12 protein-coding genes and 1 tRNA gene are annotated in these 13,866 nt (G+C 64.3%); 7 read left to right on the top strand and 6 right to left on the bottom strand.

Annotation, left to right across the window (positions count from 1 at the left end; translation table 11 throughout):
- The first annotated feature begins 170 nt into the window (after nucleotides 1–170).
- From pepN to C2L66_RS03845, 5 genes are all read left to right on the top strand, one after another.
- Nucleotides 171–2,873: an aminopeptidase N gene (pepN, locus tag C2L66_RS03865; RefSeq protein ID WP_060601901.1), complete on the top strand. Its 2,703-nt coding sequence runs from the start codon at nucleotides 171–173 to the stop codon at nucleotides 2,871–2,873.
- A gap of 159 nt (nucleotides 2,874–3,032) precedes the next feature.
- Nucleotides 3,033–3,335 (top strand): type II toxin-antitoxin system RelE/ParE family toxin, encoded by a 303-nt coding sequence (locus tag C2L66_RS03860; RefSeq protein ID WP_060601904.1) that lies wholly within the window; start codon nucleotides 3,033–3,035, stop codon nucleotides 3,333–3,335.
- A gap of 16 nt (nucleotides 3,336–3,351) precedes the next feature.
- A complete protein-coding gene (locus C2L66_RS03855) occupies nucleotides 3,352–3,792 on the top strand; it encodes a HigA family addiction module antitoxin (protein ID WP_054934023.1) in 441 nt (146 codons plus the stop codon).
- 124 nt (nucleotides 3,793–3,916) lie between these two features.
- Entirely contained in the window at nucleotides 3,917–4,933 is a 1,017-nt protein-coding gene (locus C2L66_RS03850) for a class 1 fructose-bisphosphatase (RefSeq protein ID WP_035989922.1), read from the top strand.
- A gap of 82 nt (nucleotides 4,934–5,015) precedes the next feature.
- A tRNA-Thr gene (locus C2L66_RS03845) sits at nucleotides 5,016–5,091 on the top strand.
- 86 nt (nucleotides 5,092–5,177) lie between these two features.
- On the opposite strand, the gene C2L66_RS03840 is transcribed toward C2L66_RS03845, so the two are convergent.
- Together C2L66_RS03840 and C2L66_RS03835 are read right to left on the bottom strand one after the other, a co-directional pair.
- Nucleotides 5,178–6,317 (bottom strand): acyl-CoA dehydrogenase family protein, encoded by a 1,140-nt coding sequence (locus tag C2L66_RS03840; protein WP_060601906.1) that lies wholly within the window; start codon nucleotides 6,315–6,317, stop codon nucleotides 5,178–5,180.
- On the bottom strand, nucleotides 6,310–7,557 hold the full coding sequence (locus C2L66_RS03835) for a CaiB/BaiF CoA transferase family protein (protein WP_060601909.1): 1,248 nt from the start codon (nucleotides 7,555–7,557) through the stop codon (nucleotides 6,310–6,312). The genes C2L66_RS03840 and C2L66_RS03835 overlap by 8 nt, the downstream gene beginning before the upstream one ends.
- A gap of 94 nt (nucleotides 7,558–7,651) precedes the next feature.
- On the opposite strand from C2L66_RS03835, the gene C2L66_RS03830 reads away from it, so the two are divergent.
- Nucleotides 7,652–8,617 (top strand): LysR family transcriptional regulator, encoded by a 966-nt coding sequence (locus tag C2L66_RS03830; RefSeq protein ID WP_060601912.1) that lies wholly within the window; start codon nucleotides 7,652–7,654, stop codon nucleotides 8,615–8,617.
- A gap of 4 nt (nucleotides 8,618–8,621) precedes the next feature.
- Here the strand turns inward: C2L66_RS03830 and C2L66_RS03825 are convergent, their stop codons facing one another.
- The 4 genes from C2L66_RS03825 to C2L66_RS03810 form a co-directional block, all read right to left on the bottom strand.
- Nucleotides 8,622–9,089 carry a TlpA disulfide reductase family protein gene (locus tag C2L66_RS03825; protein ID WP_060601916.1) on the bottom strand — a complete coding sequence of 156 codons (468 nt, stop codon included), beginning with the start codon at nucleotides 9,087–9,089 and terminating at the stop codon, nucleotides 8,622–8,624.
- Nucleotides 9,090–10,343 (bottom strand): sialidase family protein, encoded by a 1,254-nt coding sequence (locus C2L66_RS03820; protein ID WP_082670378.1) that lies wholly within the window; start codon nucleotides 10,341–10,343, stop codon nucleotides 9,090–9,092.
- A gap of 50 nt (nucleotides 10,344–10,393) precedes the next feature.
- Nucleotides 10,394–12,775 (bottom strand): TonB-dependent receptor, encoded by a 2,382-nt coding sequence (locus C2L66_RS03815; RefSeq protein WP_060601921.1) that lies wholly within the window; start codon nucleotides 12,773–12,775, stop codon nucleotides 10,394–10,396.
- Between the two features lie 141 nt (nucleotides 12,776–12,916).
- On the bottom strand, nucleotides 12,917–13,333 hold the full coding sequence (locus tag C2L66_RS03810; protein WP_060601924.1) for a DUF2946 domain-containing protein: 417 nt from the start codon (nucleotides 13,331–13,333) through the stop codon (nucleotides 12,917–12,919).
- 223 nt (nucleotides 13,334–13,556) lie between these two features.
- Here C2L66_RS03810 and C2L66_RS41160 point away from each other — a divergent pair, with 223 nt between their 5' ends.
- A complete protein-coding gene (locus C2L66_RS41160; protein WP_035989898.1) occupies nucleotides 13,557–13,706 on the top strand; it encodes a hypothetical protein in 150 nt (49 codons plus the stop codon).
- The last annotated feature ends 160 nt before the right edge of the window (nucleotides 13,707–13,866 follow it).

The following is a 13,866-nucleotide window of genomic DNA, read 5'->3' as shown; positions in this document are numbered from 1 at the left end:
TCGCTCGCGCCTGCCGCGCGAGCGGCCCGATAATACGCTGACCGGACAAGACGGTAAAAAGTTCTATCCGCACGATCGGCCGAGGCTTTGTACAATGGTCCGATCACCCGGCGCACCTCTGCCAGTATGTACATAACGCGCCGGCTTCGAGCTTATTCCCACACGACACCATGGCCGATACCGAAACGCCTCAAGTGATCCGCCGCGCCGACTACGCGCCGCCCGCTTTTCTCATCGATACCGTCGCGCTCGAGTTCGATCTCGTGCCCGAGCGTACCGTCGTCAGGAATACGATGCGCATCCGCCGCAATCCCGACGCGGTGCGCGCCACCCATCTCGAACTGATGGGCGAGGCACTGCAGTTCGTCGAAGCGTCGATCGACGGCAAGCCGTATGCCGATGTCCACGCGCACGAACACGGCCTCACCGTCGACAACGTGCCCGATTCGTTCGAGCTGACGCTGACGGGCATCTGCAATGCCGCGGCGAACACGACGCTGTCCGGCCTGTATGTATCGAGCGGCAACTTCTTCACGCAATGCGAGGCCGAAGGCTTCCGGCGCATCACGTGGTTCCTCGACCGCCCGGACGTGATGGCGACCTACACGGTCACGCTCCGCGCCGACAAGGCCGCGTACCCGGTGCTGCTGTCCAACGGCAACCTGCTCGAACAGGGCGACCTGCCCGACGGCCGCCACTTCGCGCGCTGGGAGGATCCGTTCAGGAAACCGAGCTATCTGTTCGCGCTCGTCGCGGGCAAGCTGGTCGCGCTGGAGGAACGCGTGAAGTCGAGCTCGGGCAAGGAAAAGCTGCTGCAGGTCTGGGTCGAGCCGCACGATCTCGACAAGACCCGTCACGCCATGGATTCCCTTATCCACTCGATCCGCTGGGACGAAGAGCGCTTCGGCCTGGAACTCGACCTGGACCGCTTCATGATCGTCGCCGTGAGCGACTTCAACATGGGCGCGATGGAGAACAAAGGCCTCAATATCTTCAACACGAAGTATGTGCTGGCCAATCCCGAAACCGCGACGGACACCGACTTCTCCAACATCGAAGCCGTGGTCGGCCACGAGTACTTCCATAACTGGACGGGCAACCGCGTCACCTGCCGCGACTGGTTCCAGCTGAGCCTGAAGGAAGGGCTAACCGTGTTCCGCGACCAGGAGTTTTCCGCCGACATGGCAAGCGGCGGCAGCGCGGTCGAGAATCAGGCGGCACGCGCGACCAAGCGTATCGAAGACGTGCGCGTGCTGCGTCAGATGCAGTTCGCCGAAGATGCCGGTCCGATGGCGCACCCGGTGCGTCCGGAGAGCTACGTCGAGATCAACAACTTCTACACGATGACCGTCTATGAAAAGGGCTCGGAAGTCGTGCGGATGTATCAGACGCTGTTCGGGCGCGAAGGCTTCCGGCGCGGCATGGACCTGTATTTCAAGCGCCACGACGGCCAGGCCGTCACCTGCGACGACTTCCGTCACGCAATGGCCGACGCGAACGGCCGCGACCTCGCGCAGTACGAGCGCTGGTACAGCCAGGCCGGCACGCCGCGCATCACGGTCGACACGCACTATGACGCATCGCAAAAGCGCTACACGGTGACGCTCACGCAGGGCTACGGCGATGCCGCCGCGGCCGCGCGCGAAACGCAAAAGGGCCCGCTGCTGATTCCGTTCGCGATCGGCCTGATCGGCGAGGACGGCAACGACATGCCGCTGCGCCTCGAAGGCGAGGCGTCGGCGTCGCCGCACACCACGCGCGTGCTCGAATTCACGGAGAAGGAACAGAGCTTCACGTTCGTCGATGTGGCCGAAAAACCGCTGCCGTCGCTGCTGCGCAATTTCTCGGCGCCCGTCGTCGTCGAATACGACTACACGGCCGACGAACTCGCGTTCCTGCTCGCGCACGACAGCGATCCGTTCAACCGCTGGGAAGCCGGCCAGCGCCTCGCGACGCGCGAGCTGCTGACGCTCGCCGAGCACGCGGCAACGGGCAAGGCGCTGGAGCTGGACGATACCGTCGTCGCTGCGTTCGGCCGCGTGCTGAACGACGAGACGCTGTCGCCCGCGTTCCGCGAGCTCGCGCTGATGCTGCCGTCGGAAGCGTATCTCGCCGAACAGATGGACGAATCGAATCCCGCCGCCGTACACAGCGCGCGGCAGTTCGTGCGCAAGCGTCTGGCGTCGGCGCTCAAAGGCGACTGGCTCGCGGTTTACGAACGGCATCAGACGCCGGGCGCCTACGAACCGACGCCTGAAGCAGGCGGCCACCGCGCGCTGAAGAATCTGGCGCTCGCCTATCTCGCCGAACTCGACGATCCCGCCGACGCCGTGCGTCTCGCGAAGGCGCAGTACGACGCGGCAAACAACATGACGGACCGGGCAGCGGCGCTATCCGCGTTGCTGACGGCGGCTGCGTCGAACGGCGGCGCGGCAGCCGCCGATGCGCTCGACGACTTCTATCGCCGCTTCGAGAACGAGCCGCTCGTGATCGACAAGTGGTTCGCGCTGCAGGCGATGCAACGCGGCACGAAAGCACGGCCTGTGATCGAGATCGTGCGCAAGCTGATGGCGCATCCCGCGTTCACGCTGAAGAACCCGAACCGCGCCCGCTCGCTGATCTTCAGCTTCTGCTCGGCGAACCCGGCGCAGTTCCACGCGGCGGACGGCTCGGGCTATGCGTTCTGGGCCGAACAGGTGATCGCGCTCGACGCGCTCAATCCGCAAGTCGCGGCGCGCCTTGCCCGCGCGCTGGAACTGTGGCGCCGCTTCACGCCTGCGCTGCGCGACCAGATGCGCGCGGCGCTGGAAAAAGTCGCCGCGCAGGCGAAATCCCGCGACGTGCGCGAAATTGTAGAGAAGGCTCTGGCCTGATCGTCTGGATGGTTCCGCTGCATGCAAAAGCCGGCACATGTGCCGGCTTTTTTTCGCCTGTTTGGCGCGATGCAATTTTTCCTACGCCATTCTGCCGACTAGTTGCACGTCGCTGTTGCGATCACACTGAACGTGTTCATCTGATGGTTTACGTTTAACATGACACGTTATACACTTCCCGTGATCTCTACCTTTAACGACAAAGAAACGGCGGCCGTCTTCAACGGCGTGTTCGCGCGGTCGCTGCCACCTGAAGTACAGATCTCCGCGCGCCGCAAGCTCCTGTTGATCGATGCCGCAGCGGACATCAACGACATGTTCGTGCCGCCCGGCAACCGGCTCGAACTGCTGCAAGGCGCGCGCAGCGGGCAATGGAGCATCCGCATCAACGCGCAGTGGCGCATCTGCTTCCAGTACATCAACGGTGACGCGCTCAATGTCGAGATCGTCGACTATCACTGAATCATGGGAAACCATCATGGCCATCAAACGCTCTGAACTCGACAAGCTCGACTTCTCCGACGTTTCCACCGGCGAACGCATGCCACAAGCAACGCCTGGCGACATCCTGCGCGAGGAGTTTCTCGAACCGCTCGGCATGTCGGCCCACGCGCTGTCCATTGCGCTGCGCGTGCCTGCGCCGCGCGTCAACGACATCGTGCGCGGCAAACGGGCCATTTCGTCGGAAACCGCCCTGCGACTGTCGTGCTTTTTCAACAATAGCCCGCTCTTCTGGCTCAATCTTCAGATCGCGTACGACCTGCGGGTTGCAATTGCAGAATCGGGCGAACAAATCAAGCGCGAAATCGAGCCGCTGCCGCCGTCGCGCCGGCCCAGGCATCCGCAGTTGTCGCGCGAGCAGCTCAAAGCCGCCGAAGACGCAGCGGCCGCGACGCGCAGGGTTGCGGCGTCGCGTTGACGCATTCGTCCCGTCAGGAAGCACGACGGGAGCGCGGCTTCGGGCGGCGATTTTTTAAAGTCACGGAACCCGCACATCGAAAGGTTAAAATCAGGGAATTCCCAAGCCTCTCCGGAGTACTGCAATGTCTTTGCAACGTCGTACCACCCTTACGAAGTACCTGATCGAGCAGCAGCGCGAGAACAACAATCTGCCTGCCGATCTGCGCCTGCTGATCGAAGTCGTTGCGCGCGCGTGCAAGGCCATCAGTTATCACGTCAGCAAGGGCGCCCTCGGCGATGCGCTGGGCACGGCCGGCAGCGAAAACGTGCAGGGCGAAGTACAGAAGAAGCTCGACATCCTGTCGAACGAAATCCTGCTCGAAGCCAACGAATGGGGCGGCAACCTGGCCGGCATGGCATCGGAAGAGATGGAACAGTTCTTCCCGATTCCCGCGAACTATCCGAAGGGCGAATACCTGCTCGTGTTCGACCCGCTCGACGGCTCGTCGAACATCGACGTCAACGTGTCGATCGGCACGATCTTCTCGGTGCTGCGCTGCCCTGACGGCCAGCAGCCCACGGAACAGTCGTTCCTGCAAAAGGGCACGCAGCAGGTCGCGGCGGGCTACGCGGTCTACGGCCCGCAAACCGTACTGGTGCTGACCACGGGCAACGGCGTGAACTGCTTCACGCTCGACCGCGAACTGGGCTCCTGGGTGCTCACGCAAAGCGACATGCGTATTCCTGTCGAGACGCGCGAATACGCAATCAATGCGTCGAACCAGCGTCACTGGCTCGAGCCCGTGCAGCAGTACATCGGCGAACTGAACGCAGGCAAGGACGGTCCGCGCCAGTCGGACTTCAACATGCGCTGGATCGCATCGATGGTCGCCGACGTGCACCGTATCCTGAACCGTGGCGGCATCTTCATGTATCCGGCCGACAAGCGTGACCCGTCGAAGCCCGGCAAGCTGCGCCTGATGTACGAAGCGAACCCGATGGCGTTCATCGTCGAGCAGGCTGGCGGCGCGGCAACCAATGGCGAGAAGCGCATTCTCGACATCCAGCCGAAGAGCCTGCATGAGCGCGTCGCGGTGTTCCTCGGCTCGAAGAACGAGGTCGATCGCGTGACCCGCTACCATCTCGAAAAGAAAAGTTGAGAAAAGCACTTGCGTGCCGATACAGAGCACTCTATAATCTTGCTTCTTCGTTGCTGACGAACTAAACGAAAGCAACAAAGGCGCCGGAATAGCTCAGACGGTAGAGCAGCGCATTCGTAATGCGAAGGTCGGGGGTTCGATTCCTCTTTCCGGCACCAGCAGATTCAACAAAAAGCCCAGTCCTCGTGACTGGGCTTTTTGCTTTTCTCCACCGCTCACATACGTCCGGCGTGCATCACGCCGTTCATCCCAATACCGACCGGGCAATCACCGTCCGCTGAATCTCGGACGACCCCTCGTAGATACGCAAGATCCGCGCATCGCGCACGTAACGCTCCAGTGGCATCTCGCGCGTGAAGCCGTATCCGCCATGCATCTGCAACGCGGCATCGGTGACGAACGCAACCATCTCCGACGCATAGAGCTTCGCCATCGACGCATCCTGTGTGAACGCCTCTCCCGCCGCGCGCTTCGCGGCGGCCTGCAAGGTCAGCAGCCACGCGGCTTCGAGCCGCGTCTTCATGTCCGCGATCGTCCATTGCAGACCTTGCCGGCCCGACAGCGGCTCGCCGCCGACCCGCCGCTCTTTCAGCCAGCCAGTCGCCGCCGACAACGCCGCTTCCGCAATCCCGATAGACGTTGCGGCCACGTCGAGCCGGCTGTTGTCCAGCACTTTCATCGCCGTACGAAAGCCGCTGCCCTCCACGCCGAGCCGGTTCACAGCAGGGACGAAGCAATCGAGCGCCACTTCGTGCGCCGGCGCGCCGCGAATGCCCATGAGCTTTTCGGCGGGCGCAACATCGACGCCGGGCATATGCCGGTCGACCACGAAAGCGCTGATACCGCGCGCGCCTGCGTCGGGATCGGTCTTCGCATACACGACGATGAAACCAGCCGCATCGGCGTTCGAGATGAAGTGCTTGACGCCCGTCAGCCGATAGCCGTCGCCTTCGCGCGTCGCGCGCGTCGCCATGTCGGCGGGGTTGGAACCGGCGCGCGGCTCGGTCAGCGCGAACGCGCCGAGCTTGTTGCCGCTGGCCGCGTCGGGCAGATAGCGATCGCGTAGCGCATCGTCGCCGCCGATCAGGATCGAGTCGGTTGCGAGGTAGTGCGCGCCGATCATCGACGAAGTCGACGCGCAGGCCTTCGCGATCTCCACCAGAGACAGCACGATTGCCACCGGCGACGCCTCGACGCCGCCCCATCGCTCCGGCAGATTCATGCCCATCACACCAAGTTCCGCGAGTTGCGCGACATAACGCGTGGTCGGCAGCTCGTCACGATCGACTTGCGCGGCGCGCGGCGCAAGTTCGCTTTGTGCGAAACGCGAGATCGCATCGGCAATCTCCAGGTCGCCGTCTTCGATGCCCAGCCGCTTACGCATGATCTTGCTCCTCGTTGCGATTCACATCACCCGCGCGGACCACAGGAACGCCGAACGCGCCGCGCTCGCGCAAGGACACGATGTCGTCGGCGTCATAGCCGAGTTGCCGCAGCAGCGCGTCCGCGTGTTCGCCGAGCCCCGGCGCAGGCGACACGCAATTGGCCCCGTACGCGGAGAACTTGACCGGCTGCGTCGGCACACGCTTCGTGTGTCCGTCTCGCCGTACCTCGGTCAGCAAACCACGATGCGCAGCGTGATCGCTTTCGAGCGCCTCATGAAGGTTGCGAATCGGCGCGACGGGAAGGCCTGCTGCGCCGAGCACGTGATTGACCTCATCGACGGTGAGCGCCGACGACCACGTCTCGATCGTCGCGCGCAAATCGGCTTCGTGACGGCAGCGCGACGCGTCGCTGGCGAAACGCGGATCGGCGGCGAGGTGCGGCGCGCCGATCGCGTGCGCGAAAGCCGAGAAGAGCTTGTTGTTCAACACCGCGACGACATAGAAGCCGTCGGCTGCGCGATACGCGCCGAACGGCGCCGACGACGGATGCCGGTTGCCCACGCGGCGCGGCGCGATTCCCGTCGCCGCGTAGCGCGCGACGAGCGTCGCGCTCAAGCCGAGCGTCGCGTCGAACATCGACACGTCGACATGCGTGCCCTTGCCGCTCTTCTCGCGCGCGAGCAATGCGGCGAGCACGCCCCACGACGCGAACAACCCGCTGACGACATCCGACACCGACTCGCCGATCATCGTCGGCGGTCCGTCCGGCGAGCCCGTGGCATCCATCAACCCGCACATTGCCTGCAGGATGATGTCGTAGGCAGGACGATGCGATTCGGGACCCGTCTGCCCGAAGCCCGACACGCTCGCATACACGAGCGACGGATTGGCAGCGCTCAAGTCCGCGTAGCCGATGCCCAACCTCTCCGCGACGCCCGGCCGGAAATTTTCAACGACGACATCGGCGTCCGCGCATAACGCGCGCGCGAGTTCACGGCCCGCGTCCGTTTTCAGATCGAGCACGATGCTGCGCTTGTTGCGGTTCATCGCGGCGAACAGGCCGCTCTCGCCGTCTGCCGCAAACGGGCCGACTGCACGATAGTCGTCGCCCGAAGGCGGCTCGATCTTGATCACATCGGCGCCGAGATCGCCGAGCAGCGCGGCGCAATAGGGGCCGGCCAGCACGCGCGAGAAGTCGATTACGCGCAGGCCTTCCAGCGGCAGATTCGAACGTTGCATCGAATGCTCCTTTCAGCAGAGATTGCAACGATTCTCGGCGGCCTAGCCTATCAAGTAAAATATGGAATCAAACTAGCACCTATAGGATTTCCTGATGCGTGTCTCGTTGCGGCTTCTGCGTTATTTCACGGCGGCGGCCGAGACGGGCAGCACCACGGCCGCGGCAAAACTGCTGAACGTATCGCAGCCGTCTATTTCCGTGGCGATTCGCGAACTCGAAGCGCTGTTCGACGACACGCTGTTCACCCGCGAATCGGGCGCGAAGATGACGTTGACACGCTTCGGCGTACGCAAGCTGGCGGAGGCGCATCAGTTGCTGAACGCCGCCGCGTCGTTCGAGGCCGACGACAGCGGCGACGCGGCAGCGGGCGAAGTGCAGATTGGCGTATTCAGCACGATCGCGCCTGTTTATCTACCCGAATTGCTGCGCATCGCGCGCGCACGCTTCCCGGATCTGTCGATACGCTTCATCGAAGGCGATCTCATGCAGCTCGAAGACGCGTTGCGCAGCAGCCGTATCGAACTTGCGTTGATGTACGACGTCGGCTTGCCCGCCGATATCGAGCGCGAATGTCTCGCGGAACTCCGCCCCTACGCGCTCGTGCCGGCGCAATCGAAGCTCGCGAAGAAAGCCGGCAGGCTATCGCTGCACGACCTCGCGAAAGAACCGCTCATCCTGATCGATCTGCCGCACAGCCGCGAGTTTCTGATGGCGCCGTTCTGGCAATGCGGGCTTGCGCCCGAAGTGCGCTATCGGGCGACATCGCTGGCACTCGTGCGTGGGATGGTGGCGAACGGGCTCGGCGTTTCGCTGCTGATTACCCAGGGCGACCAGACCATGGGGGCGGGCGCGATCGAGCGGCCCATCCGCGAAGAAACCATTCGCCAGCCGCTCGTGATTGCGCGGCCCGCGCGCGCGTCGCGCACGAAAGCGTCGGAACTCGTCGCGCAATGCATGCGCGACGCGGTCGACGCCGCGCTCGCCAGGCGCGCGGGACAAGGGAACAAAGCGGCGAGCAAGGCGGCAAGCTCGCGCCGCCGCGCGCCGTCGCTCAGATAGCGCACTAGCGATGCCACGCGTCGAGCGTCGCGGACTGCAACAACCCGCTCGACGCCTGACGCGCGCCATGCGCGTCGATCAGCAACGTGCGCGGCATCTCTCCACGCCAGTTGGGATCGAGCGCACGGCGCAGCTTCTCGGGAATCGCCTCGGCGTTCGCGTAAAGCACCGTCTGCGGCGGCAGCGGCAGCGTCGCGAGCACCTGAGACAGCGCGGCCGCGTTGTCGTCGATCGAATCCATCGCGATCATCGTCAGGCGCACGTCCCGATGCTTCTTCTGCCATTCGACGATGCGCGCCGTATTCTCGCGGCAATAGCTGCAATCGAGCGACCAGATTTCGACGATCTGCGGCCTGCCTCGAGATGCGGCAAGCACCGTATCGACGTCGGGTGCGCGCAGCGGCTTGAGATCGACGGCCTGCGCGTTGAAAGCCATCACACACGCCGCCAGCGCCATGAAGATTCGCTTCATTTACTTGGCCTCCTCGACGGGCACGAGCATGTAGCCGTCGTTCTGCGTGCGCCACGACAGATAGACGCGGCCGGCGTCGTCGAGCAACTGCGGGTTGTCGCTGCCGCCCGCCGTCTGCGCGAGCGTGCGCGCCGCGCTCCAGTGCGCGCCTTCGTCGTCGGAGCGGCGCAGCATCAGGCGCATCGTGTCGCCGTCGAAATCCTTCCACGCGAGCCACAGCGTCTTGCCTCGGGCGATCAACGCCGCGTGCGACGCCTGCCCGTCGGGCTTGCCCGTGTCGCCGAACGCCCACGGCTCTCCGAGCGGCTTGCCGTCGGCGGAAAGGCGCGAATAGTAGACATCGGCGCGTCCATTGACGACGCTGAACCACGCCATATGGCGCACGCCGTCCGGCGTGATCGCGAGCGCGGGGCCGTGATCGGGGCAGGCTTCCATATGCCATCCGGAGAACGTCGCGCGGATCGGCACGACGGGCTGCTGCGCGTCGGCGGGCAGCACGGCGAGTGCGTGATCGCGGATCTGGCCTTCGAACACGTTGCGCCACATGGCCTGCACGCGGCCTTCGCTGTCGAGCGCGAGCGCGATGCGGCAGCACTCGCACGTGTGGTCGGCGACCTTGCGTTCGGGCTGGAACGTCTGCCCGCCGTCCGTCGATACCGCGAAGTAGACAGCCGCGCCGTCGTACGGCTTGCCGGCCTGTTTCGCCAGCGTCAGATCACGCTTGTCGATCCACGAGACGAAGATGCGCCCTTGCCCGTCGACGATCAGCGAATCGAAGCGATGCGTGATCGGCTGCCGGTCGCCGTGCACGGTGGCAGGCACGCTCCACGTCGCGCCGCCGTCCGTCGAGCGCGAGAAGCGGACCATGCCTGTGTACGGCGCGTCGAGCGGCATCGACCAGGTCACGTAGATCGTCTTCGCGTCGGGGCTCGCGGCGATCTTCGGACGATTCTCGGCGCTCGTGTAGATCGGCTCCGGCATCGCGTTGACCGTGACGGGCGGCGACAGCGTGCGGCCCCGATCGTCCGAATGCGCGACGACGACGTGTTCTCCCTCCACCCACGCAACCCACAGGCGATGCTTCGCGTCGAACGCGGCGCCCGTCGCGAGCGGCGTTTTCGCGGGCCTGGCCGCGGCGGCATTCATGTTCATGCCGCCCATGCCGTCCTTACCGCCCTTACTGCCCTTACTGCCCGCCGTCTCCATCTGCACGCCGTGCGCGGCGTGTGCTTCGCCCGATGCGTCGTGCGCCATCAGCGGCTGCGTCAACGAGAAGCCAACGGCCCACACGGCCGCCCGCTTTCTTAAAGCATCCATTTGAGTTCTCCGTAGAAGGTGCGGCCCGGATACGGGTGAAAGACGTAGTAGCGGCGGTCCGTGACGTTGTCGATGCCAACCGACGCGAGCCAGTGCTTGCCGACCTGATAGCGCGCCTTCAGATCGATCACGAAGAACGAACTGGTGCCGCCGTAGACGTCGGGATTGATGTCGCTGTTGTCGAGCGTGTTGTACTGGCGGCCGGAGTAGCGCAGTCCCACGCTGCCCTGCCACTGCTGCGTGAAGTGGTAGTTCGCAAGCAGGTTGGCCCGCACCACGGGAATGCGCGGGAAACGCTTGCCGACATACGACGGGTTCGCGGCGTCGGCGAGAATCTTCGAGTGGGTCGCCGTCACGTTCGCGTCGAGATCGAGCCCGTGCAGCAGCACGTTTTGTCCGGAAAAAGCGAGTTCGACGCCGCGCACGCGCACGCGGTCGACGTTCGAGATGTTCGTGACCGTGGTCGAACCGCTGACGGTCGTCTGGCTATAGATCGAGTCGCGCAGGTCGCTCTGGAACACGCTCGCCCGCACCACACCCACGCCGACATCGCGTTCCGCCGTGAAGTCCCAGTCGATCGCCTTCTCCGGCTTCAGCCCAGGATTGTTATTGACGATCGCGTTGTTCGAGATCGTCCCCTGGAACAACTCGGCGACGCTCGGAAAGCGCGTGCCCGTCGCAAACGACAGACGGAACAGCCAGTCTTGCGTCGCCTGCCATTGCACCGACGCTTTCGGCGACAGCGCGTTCGCGCTGCGGTCCGCGTAGCCGAAGGTCGATGAGCCGTTGCCGAGCGCGCCGTCGTACGCGACCCAGCGCTCGTAGCGCAGGCCGAGCGTCGCGAGCCAGCCGGGCGCGAAACGCCATGCGTCCTGGCCGTACAGCGCCTGGGTGCGCGTGTCGCCGCGATAGGTGCTGGCGAGCGTCGACGGCGAGCCGTTCAGCCAGTCGGGCGTGTTGTACGTCTCGTTGCGCAAGAAGTAGTTGTCGAAGTGATAGCCGACCGTCAGCGCATGGCCCGCATACAAGGGCGACTCCGCTTTCAGGTCGAAGGTGCGCCAGCCGGTGCCGTCGCCGTAGAAGATCGTGCCGGGGCCGCCGCCGTATGCGGCGGGCGGCGCGGTCGTCGACGAACGCAGCGTATCGCGCGACACGTCGTACGCGGACACGATGCCCGAGAGCTTCCAGCCAGAATCGAGCCGTCCGTTCAGGCCGAGCGCGTAGAGCCAGTTCTCCTGATCGCCGTTGGCGGGCGAGAACGCGGTCGGCGAGATCGTGTAGTTCTTCCCGCCGATGGTCACGTTGCCCCCATAGACGGGGTTGCCCGCGGCATCCGTCAGGAACGTATCCGACCGATCCTTATAGTGGTTTTCCCAGTGCCCGAGCGTGAGCGTCGCGTCGACGTGGTCGGTGATCGCGTAGCCCATGCGCACGCTTTCGTTGATCTGCTCGGTGCGCTCCATCGTCTGGGCACCGACGATCACGCGCGGCTGACCGTTCGGGCCGATGTCGGTGGCCGCGCCCGTCACCGCGACGGGCGCGCCGAGCTTCGCGTTGTACGTGCTGCTCGGGCTCGCGTACTGCATCGGCTGGCTGTTGTTCTCGAGACGGTCGAGCGTCAGGGAATACCAGAAGCGGCCGACGCGGTCGGCGATATGCGCCGTCTGATGATTGCCGCCGAAGCTCTTCGAGAAGCCGTACGCGTCGTCGTAATGCTGCGTGAAAAGCTGAGTATCCAGCGACGCCTCGAGCTTCTCCGGCTTGCGCGTGGTGATCTGCACCGTCGAGCCGATCGAGTTGCCCGGATATAGCGCCGAGAACGGGCCGTACAGCACTTCGACCTGCCCGATGTCGTCAGGCGCGATCAGCGACCAGCGCGGCGGATACGCGTAGCTCGAACCCAGCAGGTTCGATAGCAGCAGTCCGTCGGCATAGACGAGGCCGCGCGCGCTCTGCAACTCGTTGAAATCGCGGCCGGCGAAGACCGCGTTGCGGTCACCCGTGAAGCGCTTGCGCACCATCACGTTCGGCGCGTACTTGAGCGCGTCTTCCGTGTTGACGATGTTGCGCGCGTCGATCTGCTCACGCGTGACGGTCTCCACGACGCCGGGCGTGCCGGGCGCGAATGCGGGCGCGGCGCGCGCGGCTGTCACGCTGACGGCCTGCAATGTGCTCACGGGTCCCGTCAACGAATTGGCGGAGTTGTTCGTTACAGAAGGATGGGAGACCGAAGTATCGGACGCCGGGCGGCCGATGATGGCACGATCGGTCGTACTTTCGTCGGCCCAGGCGGGTTGAACGGCGAACACTGCCGCGCACGCAAGCGATAGTCGCGTGCGTGCGGACAGCGCAGCGTAAACGATGCGCATATGAGTCCTGTGGACGTGATCGAAGGCGCCATGCCGGCCTGAATGTCGACGCGCTGCGCCGCGTGAGGAACACGGGCAGACAACGGTGCTCGGGACAGGAGGCGCGCATGGCGGCCCGCCGCCCGCTACGTCATGACGACGTCAGAGGCGGGCAAACGGGCTGGCTGAGACAGCTTCAGATCGACGGGACAGGGGTGGGGCGCGAGGTTGTGCGACGCGCACGCTGCGGCGCACAAAGACGGCTTCGGGCTCGATGGCTTGCGAGTAAGCAAGCGTGCGTGCGGAAGGGACGACGAACGGGACGCTGCCGCCCAGCGCGAAGTTGGCGGCAAAGCCCGGACAGTAGACACAGTGGGGAACGACGAGGTGCGTCTTCGACGTGTCGTCGTGCGAACCATCGAGATCGATGACGACGTTCTGCGCACCGGCTGCGTGACAGAGCTCGACAGACAGCGGGCCTTGCGCACCCGGAGCACGCGCATAGCCGATGACAGGCGACAGTACATTGAGTACCAGCGCCAGCCATACGAGACTGATCCAGCGTGTCGAACGTGTCATCGCTACTTGAAAAAGTGAGCGCGCAGTATAGCAAGCAGGCGGGAGACAGTCTTTAGACGTACTGCAATACAGACAATCGTCAAATTCTAAACAAGGCGCTTCAATCCCTGGGAGCGTGTGCCGTTAAAGCAACAAAGAGCGCGCCAAAACATCAGCTGTATGCGGCAGCGCTAGTGCACGACGCGCGCCGAGGGACATAATGAATTCGTAAAGGAGAACCATCATGGATAGCAGACCGCCAAAGATTCCGACCCCCGACAAGGTGTTCAGCCCGGATCCGGAACCTGCAGGCGTTGAGTTTCTGGGCGCGGAACTGCCCGAGCACGTTCGCGCGTTCTTTGACGAACAACGCAAGTTGTGCGAGCCGAAGTAACGATCGACCTGTGCATTGCAGCATCGGGACACGCAGGAATGCATGCGCAGTGCTGCTGAACGTCTACGCGCTTCCTTCATCGAGGCGCGGCGTCGGTGCGCGCCCGTGTTCTGTGTTGGCCCGCCGCTGATTTCGTTCTGCTGAGCGCCGTTGCCGATGC

Origin of the sequence: Paraburkholderia caribensis, assembly GCF_002902945.1 — a bacterium.
Classification (GTDB): domain Bacteria; phylum Pseudomonadota; class Gammaproteobacteria; order Burkholderiales; family Burkholderiaceae; genus Paraburkholderia; species Paraburkholderia caribensis.
This window is presented reverse-complemented; position numbering and strand designations above follow the sequence as displayed.

What these genes read in the sequence shown, in the direction of transcription:
- C2L66_RS41160 (WP_035989898.1), top strand. Translation starts at nt 13,557, where the DNA reads ATGGATAGCAGACCGCCAAAGATTCCGACCCCCGACAAGGTGTTCAGC.
- C2L66_RS03850 (WP_035989922.1), top strand. Translation starts at nt 3,917, where the DNA reads ATGTCTTTGCAACGTCGTACCACCCTTACGAAGTACCTGATCGAGCAG.
- C2L66_RS03855 (WP_054934023.1), top strand. Translation starts at nt 3,352, where the DNA reads ATGGCCATCAAACGCTCTGAACTCGACAAGCTCGACTTCTCCGACGTT.
- C2L66_RS03820 (WP_082670378.1), bottom strand. Translation starts at nt 10,343, where the DNA reads ATGGCGCACGACGCATCGGGCGAAGCACACGCCGCGCACGGCGTGCAG.
- C2L66_RS03840 (WP_060601906.1), bottom strand. Translation starts at nt 6,317, where the DNA reads ATGCGTAAGCGGCTGGGCATCGAAGACGGCGACCTGGAGATTGCCGAT.
- pepN (WP_060601901.1), top strand. Translation starts at nt 171, where the DNA reads ATGGCCGATACCGAAACGCCTCAAGTGATCCGCCGCGCCGACTACGCG.
- C2L66_RS03830 (WP_060601912.1), top strand. Translation starts at nt 7,652, where the DNA reads ATGCGTGTCTCGTTGCGGCTTCTGCGTTATTTCACGGCGGCGGCCGAG.
- C2L66_RS03860 (WP_060601904.1), top strand. Translation starts at nt 3,033, where the DNA reads ATGACACGTTATACACTTCCCGTGATCTCTACCTTTAACGACAAAGAA.
- C2L66_RS03835 (WP_060601909.1), bottom strand. Translation starts at nt 7,557, where the DNA reads ATGCAACGTTCGAATCTGCCGCTGGAAGGCCTGCGCGTAATCGACTTC.
- C2L66_RS03825 (WP_060601916.1), bottom strand. Translation starts at nt 9,089, where the DNA reads ATGAAGCGAATCTTCATGGCGCTGGCGGCGTGTGTGATGGCTTTCAAC.
- C2L66_RS03815 (WP_060601921.1), bottom strand. Translation starts at nt 12,775, where the DNA reads ATGCGCATCGTTTACGCTGCGCTGTCCGCACGCACGCGACTATCGCTT.
- C2L66_RS03810 (WP_060601924.1), bottom strand. Translation starts at nt 13,333, where the DNA reads ATGACACGTTCGACACGCTGGATCAGTCTCGTATGGCTGGCGCTGGTA.